Origin of the sequence: Mesorhizobium sp. M7A.F.Ca.MR.148.00.0.0 (assembly GCF_003997735.1) — a bacterium.
In the GTDB taxonomy this organism is placed as follows: Bacteria; Pseudomonadota; Alphaproteobacteria; order Rhizobiales; family Rhizobiaceae; genus Mesorhizobium.
Genome location: NZ_RZTB01000027.1, coordinates 41,104 through 52,836 on the forward strand (window position 1 = coordinate 41,104; position 11,733 = coordinate 52,836).

The 11,733-nt window shown below is 62.8% G+C and carries 11 protein-coding genes; 5 read left to right on the forward strand and 6 right to left on the reverse strand.

What is annotated here, in order from left to right; translation table 11 throughout:
* Positions 1-6 precede the first annotated feature (6 nt).
* From EOB49_RS13455 to EOB49_RS13465, 3 genes are all read left to right on the forward strand, one after another.
* The gene (locus tag EOB49_RS13455; RefSeq protein WP_127331228.1) at positions 7-1,164 is read left to right on the forward strand and encodes an amino acid ABC transporter permease; all 1,158 of its coding nucleotides are present in this window, start codon (positions 7-9) and stop codon (positions 1,162-1,164) included.
* Positions 1,165-1,246: 82 nt separating this feature from the next.
* Positions 1,247-2,050 carry an amino acid ABC transporter ATP-binding protein gene (locus EOB49_RS13460; RefSeq protein WP_013532420.1) on the forward strand — a complete coding sequence of 268 codons (804 nt, stop codon included), beginning with the start codon at positions 1,247-1,249 and terminating at the stop codon, positions 2,048-2,050.
* Between the two features lie 109 nt (positions 2,051-2,159).
* Positions 2,160-2,828, forward strand: a complete 669-nt coding sequence (locus EOB49_RS13465) for a TIGR02117 family protein (RefSeq protein ID WP_127381243.1) — start codon at positions 2,160-2,162, stop codon at positions 2,826-2,828.
* Between the two features lie 19 nt (positions 2,829-2,847).
* Here the strand turns inward: EOB49_RS13465 and EOB49_RS13470 are convergent, their stop codons facing one another.
* From EOB49_RS13470 to EOB49_RS13480, 3 genes are all read right to left on the reverse strand, one after another.
* A complete protein-coding gene (locus EOB49_RS13470; protein WP_127381244.1) occupies positions 2,848-3,027 on the reverse strand; it encodes a hypothetical protein in 180 nt (59 codons plus the stop codon).
* A gap of 116 nt (positions 3,028-3,143) precedes the next feature.
* A complete protein-coding gene (locus EOB49_RS13475) occupies positions 3,144-4,382 on the reverse strand; it encodes an FAD-dependent monooxygenase (RefSeq protein ID WP_127381245.1) in 1,239 nt (412 codons plus the stop codon).
* A 19-nt stretch (positions 4,383-4,401) separates the two neighbouring features.
* Positions 4,402-4,647: a zinc-finger domain-containing protein gene (locus EOB49_RS13480; protein ID WP_023814125.1), complete on the reverse strand. Its 246-nt coding sequence runs from the start codon at positions 4,645-4,647 to the stop codon at positions 4,402-4,404.
* A gap of 246 nt (positions 4,648-4,893) precedes the next feature.
* Between EOB49_RS13480 and EOB49_RS13485 the strand changes: the two genes are divergently transcribed.
* Both EOB49_RS13485 and ppx read left to right on the forward strand, forming a co-directional pair.
* On the forward strand, positions 4,894-7,095 hold the full coding sequence (locus EOB49_RS13485; RefSeq protein WP_127381246.1) for an RNA degradosome polyphosphate kinase: 2,202 nt from the start codon (positions 4,894-4,896) through the stop codon (positions 7,093-7,095).
* Complete coding sequence (gene ppx / locus EOB49_RS13490) at positions 7,095-8,630, forward strand: exopolyphosphatase (RefSeq protein WP_127381247.1); 1,536 nt, start codon at positions 7,095-7,097, stop codon at positions 8,628-8,630. The genes EOB49_RS13485 and ppx overlap by 1 nt, the downstream gene beginning before the upstream one ends.
* A gap of 282 nt (positions 8,631-8,912) precedes the next feature.
* Here ppx and EOB49_RS13495 read toward each other — a convergent pair whose 3' ends face one another.
* From EOB49_RS13495 to fumC, 3 genes are all read right to left on the reverse strand, one after another.
* Positions 8,913-9,317, reverse strand: a complete 405-nt coding sequence (locus EOB49_RS13495) for a DoxX family protein (protein WP_127381248.1) — start codon at positions 9,315-9,317, stop codon at positions 8,913-8,915.
* A gap of 151 nt (positions 9,318-9,468) precedes the next feature.
* Complete coding sequence (locus tag EOB49_RS13500) at positions 9,469-9,888, reverse strand: DoxX family protein (RefSeq protein ID WP_127332224.1); 420 nt, start codon at positions 9,886-9,888, stop codon at positions 9,469-9,471.
* A gap of 234 nt (positions 9,889-10,122) precedes the next feature.
* Complete coding sequence (gene fumC / locus EOB49_RS13505; RefSeq protein WP_127381249.1) at positions 10,123-11,520, reverse strand: class II fumarate hydratase; 1,398 nt, start codon at positions 11,518-11,520, stop codon at positions 10,123-10,125.
* Positions 11,521-11,733 lie beyond the last annotated feature (213 nt).

Below are 11,733 nucleotides of genomic sequence, written 5' to 3' on the forward strand. Positions count from 1 at the left end.
AGGGACATGCAAGAACATGATATGTCCTGGGTGCGCACCGAAATGGTGCTGGCGCAGCCGGCGCCCGCCAGCGTCACCGGCCTCGGCGCATGGGTGCGCAAGAACCTGATCGCTTCCACCGGCGACACCATTTTGACAATCGTCGGCATCGCCCTGGTGGCGATGATCCTGCCGCAAATCATCAATTGGGCGTTCATCAACGCCGTGTGGACGGGACCGGACCGGACCGTATGCGCCACGGTGGCGCAGGGCGGCATCCAGCCGGACGGCTGGACTGGCGCCTGCTGGGCTTTCGTCAACGCCAAATTCGGCCAGTTCATGCTCGGCCGCTATCCCATCGAGGAGCGCTGGCGGCCGATCCTGGTCGCTATCCTGTTCGTGGCGCTGCTGGTGCCGATGCTGATCCCGAAGGTGCCGCGCAAAGGGCTGAATGCGGTTCTGCTGTTCTTCGTGCTGCCGATCGTCGCCTTCGTCCTGCTGGTCGGCGGCATGTTCGGCCTGCCGCATGTCGAGACCTCGCTTTGGGGTGGGCTCTTGGTAACGCTCAGCCTGTCCTTCGTCGGCATTGCCGTGTCGCTGCCGCTCGGCATCGTGCTGGCGCTCGGCCGCCGTTCCAAGATGCCGATCATCAAGACGCTGTGCGTCGTCTTCATCGAGACGGTGCGCGGCATCCCGCTGATCACCGTGCTGTTCTTCGCCAGCGTCATGCTGCCGCTGTTCCTGCCGGAGGGTGTGTCGTTCGACAAGTTCCTGCGCGCGCTGATCGGCGTGTCGCTGTTTGCCGCGGCCTATATGGCCGAAGTGGTGCGCGGCGGCCTGCAGGCGATCCCCAAGGGCCAGTATGAAGGTGCCGATTCGCTCGGCCTCGGCTATTGGCAGAAGATGTATTTCATCGTCATGCCGCAGGCGCTGAAACTGGTTATTCCAGGCATCGTCAACACCTTCATCGGCATGTTCAAGGACACCAGCCTGGTCATCATCATCTCGATGTTCGACCTGCTCGGCATCGTCAAACAGAATTTCTCCGATGCAAACTGGGCAACCGCGCAGACGGCGAGGTCCGGCCTGATCTTCGCGGCCTTCGTCTTCTGGCTGTTCTGCTTCGGCATGTCGCGCTATTCAATGTACACCGAACGCCGGCTCGACACCGGCCACAAACGCTGATGCATGTCGCCCAAAAGTGTATAGCGGTTTTGGGATAACGACATGCATCACAACCAACGATAAAGAAAAAGGGGATCCTGTCATGGCCACCGAAAATGCCGTCAGCGCCGAAGAGATCAAGGTCAACGCCGCCAAGATGCAGATTTCGACGACCGATGTCGCCATCGACATCATTGCCATGCACAAATGGTATGGCGAGTTCCATGTGCTGAAGGACATCAACCTGAAAGTGATGCGCGGCGAGCGCATCGTCATCTGCGGCCCCTCCGGCTCCGGCAAATCGACCATGATCCGGTGCATCAACCGCCTGGAGGAGCACCAGAAGGGCAAGATCATCGTCGACGGCAAGGAACTGACCAACGATCTCAAGAAGATCGACGAGGTGCGCCGCGAGGTCGGCATGGTGTTCCAGCACTTCAACCTGTTCCCGCACCTGACCATCCTGGAGAACTGCACGCTGGCGCCGATCTGGGTGCGCAAGACGCCGAAGAAGCAGGCCGAGGAAATCGCCATGCATTTCCTCAAGCGCGTCAAGATCCCGGAACAGGCCAACAAATATCCCGGCCAGCTTTCCGGTGGCCAGCAGCAGCGTGTGGCGATCGCCCGCTCGCTGTGCATGAACCCGCGCATCATGCTGTTCGATGAGCCGACCTCGGCGCTCGATCCGGAGATGATCAAGGAAGTGCTGGAGACCATGGTCGGCCTTGCCGAGGAAGGCATGACCATGCTGTGTGTCACCCACGAGATGGGCTTCGCCCGCAAGGTCGCCAACCGGGTGATCTTCATGGACCAGGGCCAGATCGTCGAGCAGAACACGCCGGCCGAGTTCTTCGACCACCCGCGCCACGAGCGCACGAAGCTGTTCCTGTCGCAGATCCTGCACTAGGCCTCGACGGCCACGAAGAGCCCGGCTGAAACACTGCCGGGCTCTTTTGCGTATGGATAACAGGCGGGCGTTCGTGTCGCGCCGGAGCGCGTTTGCAGGGCCGCCTTTCATGAAAAGACTGGGACGTTTTCTGGGTCTTCTGTTGGTTCTCGTCGCACTCGCCCTGACGACGGGCACCTTCGTGCCACGGCCGCTGTGGCCGGCCGCCGCCGCCGTGCCAGCCGCGACACGCCACATACTGGTGCTGAACAATCCGATCCACACCGATATCGCCATCCCGGTCGATGACGCCGTGCGCCGGCGTTTCCATTTCCTGGTCGACGCGGGCATACCGGCCGACAGGCCGGAGGTCCGCTACATCGTCTTCGGCTGGGGCGGCCGCGCCTTCTACCTGGAGACGCCGACATGGTCCGAGCTGAAGGCGGTGCCGGTGATGAAGGCACTGACACTCGACGCGTCGGTCATGCATGTCGATGTCGCCGGTGACATCCTCGAACCGCGCCCCGATGTCGCGGGGTTCGACATCACCGAGGATCGGTTCGCGGCGTTGCTCGATTTCATCGATGCGAGTTTCCAGCGGGGCCCGAAAGGCCCGATCCTCGTTCCGGACGCAGCCTATTCCAGATTCGACGGCTTCTACGAAGCCAATGGCCATTTCAACGCACTGGTTGGCTGCAACACCTGGACGGCGGCGGCCTTGCGCATCGCCGGCCTGCGCACCGGCTGGTGGAACCCGCTGCCTGCATCGCTCGGGCTATCGATGCGGCTGTATAATTAGGCGGGAGCGCGCGCCGACTTCAGTCCGCTGTGTGCCGACGGATCGCCCTCCGCCAGAACTCTTCGGTCAGCTCAGGAATATCGCTTGTATCGACATCGCTCTCGGGTCGCGCCTTCAAGGCTGCGATCTCCGCTTTCTGACGCTCTGTTAGTGGCGGCGGATTTGCCGGGTCGAACTTGTACCGGATGAATTTGGCCATAGTTCTATTTCTACTCGGCGTAGACGCTGCTGTCGAACGCCAACGGCGCCTTCCTTCACCCCCCCTCTGTCCTGCGGGACAGAGGGGGGTGCTGTCCCGGCAACCTTTCGCATGTTTCAGCTTTCGTCAGCCTCAACTGCTCGCCACCCGTAGAGCCAGTCCAGATCCGCCGCGAGTTTTTCCGACGAGCGCACCTTCAGGAACACATTGCGCGCAATCGCCACCGGACCCGAGGCATGCCAGGCCAGCCGGTTGACAGCGCCGCGTCGGGCGACCTGCGCTACACGCGGTCGCCGTGACTGTTCCCAGGTCGCAGGTGCGGCCAGGGGGTCGGCAGGGAAGTCGGCGATGATGTCGGCAAGCGTCGCAGCATCCTCGATCGCCATCGCCGCACCTTGCGCCGCGAACGGCGTCATCGCATGCGCGGCATCGCCGATCAGCGCCATGTTGCCGGTCGTCCAAGGTTGTTTGCTGTCGACCGTATGGATCGGCCATGCGGTCCATGGGCCGGCCTGCTCGACCAGGCGGGCAAGTTCTGCCGCGGTGCCGCGCAGGGCTCGGGTCAGGATCCCGGCGTCGGCATTGCCGGACCAGCCTTCGGCAATACGGTCGCCCCTGGTGAAGGCAGCGAGATTGAAGGCAGCACCCTTGCTGACGGGATAGGCCACCATATGGAAGCCGGGATGCAGGAAGGTGGTGACGCAATTGGTTACACCGATCGCGGCAAAGGCTTGTCCGGCAGCGCTTTCGGCGGCAATGGTCGCGCGCCAGGCCAGCTCGCCGGAAAAATGGTTTCTTGGCAAAGCCGCCCTTTTGGCCGAATCGACAAGTGCGCGCACCGACGACCAGACACCATCGGCTCCGATCAGCAGGAAGCCCTCAGCCTTGATGGTTTTGCCGTCGATCTCGGCCGTCGCGGTGATGCCATGGGGGCCGGTGGCAGCGCTGCTGACGCGGGCGCCGGTGGTAAAATGGATATCCGGTATCTCGGAAACCCGTGCCATCAGCGCGCTCTGCAGATCAGCCCTGTGAGCGACGAGATAGGGCGCCTGCCAGCGCGTTTCGGCGGCTTGCCCCAGCGGCACCCGCGCCAGTTCGCGCAAGGTCGCGGCCTCCTTCAACACCACGGCTTCCGGCCGCACCGCTGCCGGCAGCAGCTTGTCGAGTACGCCAAGCTGGCGAAGGATACGTGTCGCGTTGGGAGAGAGCTGGATGCCGGCGCCGGCAGCTTCCAGGCGCTGCGCCTGTTCGAACACCCGAACAGTGTAGCCGCGTTCGGCGAATGCAAGCGCTGCGGTCAATCCGGCGACACCCGCCCCGGCGATGACAATTTGCCGGGATCGCGTGTCGGTCATCGGGCTGGTCGCGAAAGACTCAGGCGGCCTGATCGATGTAGATGCAGCCGGCCGGCAGCGTCTCGGTCGCCTTCAGCTTCGGAGAATAGCGGTAGAGCGTCGAGCAATAGGGGCAGACTTTTTCGTTGTCGTCGCCCATGTCCAGAAACACATGCGGGTGGTCGAAAGGCGGATTGGCGCCCGTGCACATGAATTCCTTCACGCCGATGTCGATTGCCTGATAGCCCGCATCGTTCTGAAAATGGGGAATGGAACCGCCTGCCATCGTCGTCTCCTTAACGCAATCTCGTCTGCATCTGGATCATATCAGGGCTCTTTGCAAGTTCGATGAAATGAAACTGTCGCAAAAGCCTGTCAGAGGATAAGTTAAGCCGGTTAACGCATGGCCCCGAAGACCGACATCGGTTTTCGGCAAGGACCATGCGTCGCCTTGGAGTGGCAGAGCGTCCTTTGCGCGTCCTGAATGACGCACGACGCTTTAGCTGGCTGACGGTGTGGAAGAGCGGGAATCATGAACGAACTGAAGCCGGTGCAGAACGAATTCGTGGATGTCGAGGTGGCCCGCCCGGAGGGCGGCAATCCGGACCGGTTTGTCAACCGCGAGTTTTCCTGGCTGCAGTTCAACCGGCGCGTTCTCGAGGAGTCGCTGAACCTCAATCATCCGCTGCTGGAGCGCGTCCGCTTCCTGTCGATCTCGGCCGCCAACCTCGACGAGTTCTTCATGGTCCGTGTTGCCGGTCTTGCCGGCCAGGTGCGCGAGGGCATCACGCTGAAGAGCCCTGACGGACGCACCCCCGAACAGCAGCTCGAACAGCTGCTGCGTGAGGTCGAGCGGCTGCAGGAAGACCAGCAGAAGAGCCTTTCGGCGCTCACCGTGCTGCTCAACAAGGAAGGCATCGAGAGCATCACCCGCGATGCGCTGACCAAGGACGAGAAAGTCTGGCTGGAAGACCATTTCCAGGAACAGGTTTTCCCGGTGCTCACCCCGCTGTCGATCGATCCGGCGCACCCGTTCCCGTTCATTCCAAATCTCGGCTTCTCGATGGCGCTGCAATTGCGCCATCGCAAGAATGGCGAGGAGATGAGCGCGCTGCTGCGCCTGCCGGTGGCGCTGAAGCGCTTCATCCGTCTGCCGGACCGCAAGCATCATGTCCGCTTCATCCCGCTGGAAGAGGCGGTCGGCCTCTATATCGGCAAGCTCTTCCCCGGCTACGAGGTCAAGGGCTCCGGCACGTTCCGTATCATTCGCGACAGCGATATCGAGGTCGAGGAGGAGTCCGAGGATTTGGTTCGCCTGTTCGAAACGGCGCTGAAGCGGCGGCGGCGCGGATCGGTGATCCGCATCGAATTCGACAGGCTGATGCCTGGCGAATTGCGCGACTTCGTCGCCGGCGAGCTTGGCGTGTCGTCCAGCCGCATCAGCGTCTTGACCGGTCCGTTGGCGCTCAGCCAGATTTCCGAGATCGTCGCCGTTCCCCGCGACGACCTGAAATTCACGCCCTACAATCCGCGTTTTCCCGAGCGCATCCGCGAGCATGGCGGCGATTGCTTTGCCGCGATCCGCGAGAAGGACATCGTCGTCCATCACCCCTACGAATCGTTTGACGTCGTGGTGCAGTTCCTGCGCCAGGCGATGGCCGATCCGGAAGTGGTGGCGATCAAGCAGACGCTTTACCGCACCTCCAATGACAGCCCGATCGTGCGTGCGCTGGTCGACGCGGCCGAGGCCGGCAAGTCGGTCACCGCGCTGGTCGAGCTCAAGGCGCGTTTCGACGAAGAAGCCAACATTCGCTGGGCGCGCGACCTGGAGCGTGCCGGCGTGCAGGTGGTGTTCGGCTTTCTCGAGCTGAAAACCCATTCGAAAATGTCGCTGGTGGTGCGGCGCGAGGACGGCAAGCTGCGCAATTACGTGCACCTCGGCACCGGCAACTACCATCCGGTAACGGCGCGCATCTACACGGACCTGTCCTTCTTCACCACCGATCCGACGATTGCCCGCGATGTCGCCCAGCTCTTCAATTTCATCACCGGCTATGCCGAGCCGACAGACGAAATGCGGCTTGCGATCTCGCCGTTCACGCTGAGAAGCCGCATCCTGAAGCACATTGCCGACGAGATTGCCTACGCGGTGCAGGGGAAACCGGCGCGCATCTGGATGAAGATGAACGCCCTCGTCGATCCGATCATCATCGACGCGCTCTACGATGCCAGCCGGGCCGGCGTCGAGGTCGACCTCGTCGTGCGCGGCATCTGCTGCCTGAGGCCGCAGGTTCCGGGCCTGTCGGAAAACATCCGCGTAAAATCGATCGTCGGCCGTTTTCTCGAGCACAGCCGCATCTATTGTTTCGGCAACGGTCACGGCCTGCCGTCGGACGAAGCGATCGTCTACATCTCCTCGGCCGATCTGATGCCGCGCAATCTCGACCGCCGCGTCGAAACCATGGTGCCGATCACGAATCCAACTGTGCACGAACAGATCCTTGGCCAGATCATGCTGGGCAACATCATGGACAATCAGCAAAGTTTCGACGTATTGGCTGATGGAACCTCCCGGCGCGTCGTGCTGGAGGAGGGCGAGGAACCGTTCAACGCGCAGGAATATTTCATGACCAATCCGAGCCTGTCGGGACGGGGTGACGCGCTGAAGTCGCATGCGCCCAAGCGCATTGCGCAGTTCAAGCGCCGCAAGAAGAACGCTGCAGCGTCCGGCTGATGCTGTCTGATTCCCAGGGCCGGCTGCAGGACCGCCGACCGCTGTCCATCATCGACATCGGATCGAACTCGATCCGCCTCGTCGTCTATGAGGGGCTGGCGCGCTCGCCGACCATGCTGTTCAACGAAAAGATGCTGGCCGGTCTCGGCCGGGGCATCGTTTCGACCGGCAAGCTCGACCCCGAGGCGGTGACGCGCTCGATGGAAGAGTTCCGTCGCTTTCGCGCGCTTTCCGACCAAGCCGGCGCCGAGCAGATGTATGTGCTGGCCACCGCCGCGGCCCGCGAGGCGGTCAATGGCCCTGATTTCATTCACCGCGCCGAGGAGGTGCTGAAGACTGAGATCCGTGTCATCAGCGGCCGTCAGGAAGCGTATTATTCGGCGCTCGGCGTCATTTCCGGCTTCCATCCGGCCGACGGCATCGCCGGCGATCTGGGCGGCGGCAGCCTCGAACTGGTCGACGTCGCCGGCGAAGCGATCGGCGACGGCATCACGCTGCCGCTGGGCGGTCTGCGCCTGCAGGACATGGCGAAGAACTCGCTGGCTCAGGCGGCCAAGATCACGCGTGACGAACTGGCGAAGGCCAAGCTGTTGAAAGGCGGGCAGGGCAGGCCCTTCTACGCCGTCGGCGGCACCTGGCGAAATCTCGCCCGGCTGCACATGGAAATGACCAACTATCCGCTTGGCGTCATGCACCATTACGAGATCTCGGCCGAAAGCGCGGCGAATTTCCTCAAGCAGGTGGCCAAGGCCGAGATCGAGAAGGTCAAGGGTATCGAAGGCGTTTCCAAGAACCGCCGTTCGCTGCTGCCCTATGGTGCCATCGTGCTGCAGGAGATCATGGCGGCGATGCAGCCGTCGAAAATCATCGTCTCGGCGCTCGGCGTGCGCGAAGGCTTTCTCTATTCGCTGCTCGACGAGGCGGAGCAGAAGGCCGATCCGCTGATTTCAGCCTCGGAGGAGCTTGCACGCCTGCGCTCGCGCTCCGTCACCCATGCGCATGAACTTGTCGACTGGACCGCCAAAACCTTTGCCGCCTTCGGCATCGACGAGACCGAGGACGAGGCGCGCTACCGCCACGCGGCCGCATTGCTGGCCGATATCGGCTGGCGCGCGCACCCCGAATATCGCGGCAAGCAATCGCTCAACATCATCGCGCACGCCTCCTTCTTCGGCGTCGACCATCCCGGCCGTGCCTTCCTGGCCATGGCCAACGCCTATCGTCACGACGGCATCTTCAACGAAGCCATCGCCCCCGAGATCAAGGCGTTGGCGCCGCCGCGTTATCTGGAGCGCGCCCGCGTGCTCGCCGCGATGATGCGCGTCGTCTACCTGCTGACGGCGTCGATGCCGGGCATCATGCCCAGGCTGAAATGGGAACAGCGCGCCAACGGCGTGCTTGCGCTGGTCTTGCCGGCATCGCTGGCCGATCTCTATGGCGAGCGGCCGGCCGGGCGCCTGGCGCAACTGGCAAGGATCACCAACCGCCGGCTGGTGCTGGCCGTCGAGGGTGGGCCCAGCATGTCGGTGAAGTGAACACGATCTACCTGAGTGTCATTCTGACCCACGCGGATATTGGGCCGACTCAATCGCGCCACTCGCCGGCGGCTTCGCGTTTGATGACCGGCTTCCCCCAATCCGTCGCTGCTTCGCAGCGCCACCTTTCCCCCCTCCGGAGGGAAAGAAAGGGAGCCTCGTTGGAAGAGCATTGGCGGCAATAGGCTCGCGCCCTTCCTCTACCCCGTCGATCGGGGGAGAGGTGGCTCGGCGAAGCCGAGACGGAGTGGGGGTCGACCTGAGCGCAACTACGCAAAGATATCAAACCGCGCTGCGCCGGTCGACCGACCAGGCTCCCGCACCGGCCATCGCCAGCGCAACAAACCCGCCTGATATCGCAATGTCCTTCATCAGCATCTGCTGGTGCAGGAAGGCGAGCATCGCGTCGCCGCCGCCCTGGCCATAGTGGCCGATGAAACCGGCGGCAATGCAGAAGGCGGCGAGCAGCAGCGCCGTGACCCGGGTCTGGAAACCGACCAGGATGAGCAGCCCCGCGATCAGTTCGAACAGTCCCGTGCCCCAGGCAGCAAGTGTCGGCAGCGGCAGGCCGAGGCTGGCGAAATAGCCTGTGGTGCCGGCTATGTCGCTCAATGCATGGATACCGGAAGGCACGAACAGGGCGGCGAGCAGCAGCCGGGAGAGCAGGAGCAGCGCGTTGCGGGGCATGTTCACCTCCCTTATCGGCCGCAGGCCGGCCTCCCGATAACCCGATCCTATCAGAAACTCCGGCCGACAGATCGGCGGGCATGTACCAACAACGAAAAAGCGGCGCGGAAAATTCCGCGCCGCTTTTTGTCGGCTATTGCCGGTTCTTGGCTCAGCCGCGCTTAGCGTCGATCGAATAGGCGCCGGCGCCCGAGGAAGCCAGCACGAGGAAGCCGCCCGCAATGGCGAGGTTCTTGAGAAACTGGATCATTTGCATCTGGTCGGCCCAACCGGTGTGGGCGACCAAGCCGGTAGCGACGGTGAAGATCGCCAGCACCCAGGCAACAATCCGGGTCTTGAAGCCGACGAGGATGGCGAGGCCGCCGAGAAGCTCGATCAGGCCGACGACAATGGCCGTTACGGTCGGCAAGGGCAGGCCGAGGGCACCGAAATAGCCGGCCGTGCCGGCGATGGCGGTCAGCTTGCCGAAGCCTGAAAGCAGGAAGATGACGGCAAGCAGGACGCGGCCGAGGAGGATGGTGGTCGAGGCATTGGATGCGCCGGAACCGGCGACTGAAGTGTTGATGGACATGGTGGCTCTCCGGGATGGGTTGATACCGGGGAGATAGAGCAAGCCGACTGTTCACCAAAGCCACCAGACTGGCGACACATTGTTCACAGTACTTACGTTTCCGTGATCGGACGGCCTGCGAAAAATTTGCTTCGCGTCACGTCGTGACGAGAGTAAATTCTCCCGTCACGAAACACCCGGCTTTTGGTTGACGCATTCCGGACCGAAAACCGCAAGACACTTTCCTGGAATTGACTACCCCGGATGCGTCATGTCCTCCGGCCGCACCAGCCGGTCGTAGTCGGCCTCGCTGACCAGCCCGGTGGCGAGCGCTTCCTCGCGCAAAGTGGTGCCCTTCTTGTGCGCGGTCTTGGCTATCTTGGCGGCATTGTCGTAGCCGATGGTCGGCGCTAGCGCCGTCACCAGCATCAGCGAGCGGTCGAGTGCCGCCTTGATGTTGTCTTCGCGGGCCTCGATGCCGACGACGCAATTGTCGGTGAAGGAGACCGAGGCGTCGGAGAGCAACTGCACCGACTGCAGGAAATTGTAGGCCATCAGCGGGTTGTAGACGTTGAGCTCGAAATGGCCCTGGCTGCCGGCAAAGGTGAGCGCCGCATTGTTGCCGAACACCTGCACGCAGACCTGCGTCAGCGCCTCGCATTGGGTCGGGTTGACCTTGCCCGGCATGATCGACGAGCCCGGCTCGTTTTCCGGCAGCGACAGTTCGCCGAGGCCCGAACGCGGGCCGGAGCCGAGGAAACGGATGTCGTTGGCGATCTTGAACAATGCGGCGGCCGCCGCATTGATGGCGCCGTGCGAAAACACCATGGAATCATGGGCCGCCAGCGCCTCGAATTTGTTCGGCGCGGTGACGAAGGCGATGCCCGTAATGCTGGCGATACGATCCGCCACCCTTTCGGCGAAGCCGACCGGCGCGTTGAGGCCGGTGCCGACGGCGGTGCCGCCCTGCGCCAGTTCCTGCAGGCCGGGCAATGTCAGCTCGATGCGCTTGATCGACGAGGCGACCTGCGCCGCATAGCCCGAAAACTCCTGGCCAAGCGTTAGCGGGGTGGCATCCTGCGTGTGCGTGCGGCCGATCTTGATGATGTGATTGAACTCTCTGCTCTTGGCGGCGAGCGCCTTGTGCAGGTGCTTCAGCGCCGGCAGCAGATCGTGCACGATGCGTTCGGCGCAGGCGATGTGCATGGCCGTCGGATAGGTGTCGTTCGACGACTGGCTCATATTGACGTGATCGTTGGGATGCACCGGCTTCTTGGAGCCCATGACGCCGCCCAGCATCTCGATCGCCCGGTTGGAGATCACCTCATTGGCGTTCATGTTGGACTGTGTGCCCGAGCCGGTCTGCCAGACCACCAGCGGGAAATGCTCATCGAGCTTGCCGTCGATGACCTCTTGCGACGCCTCGACAATCGTCTTGCCGATCGAAGGATCAAGCCGCTTGAGCTCCATGTTGGCTTCGGCCGCCGCTCGCTTGACGATGCCCAATGCGCGCACGATCGATGCCGGCTGCTTCTCCCAGCCGATCTTGAAATTGCCGAGAGAACGCTGCGCCTGCGCACCCCAGTACCGGTCGGCGGCAACTTCGATGGGACCGAACGTGTCGGTTTCGGTTCTGGTATTTGCAGCGGTCACAGGTCTCTCCTTGTCGAAGTCGGCAACGGCGTATCGCGTTGCACAAACGGCTTCAAGCGGAGATTGCGGAGGGGATTGATGCAAATCGGTTGAAGGTGATCTCCCTCCTCGAGGGGGAGATGTCGCCGAAGGCGACAAAGGGGGTCGGTTCGACCGGGCGTGACCCCCTATCGCCGCCGGAAGAAGGTTGGCGCTCCATGTGAGGCGACCCCC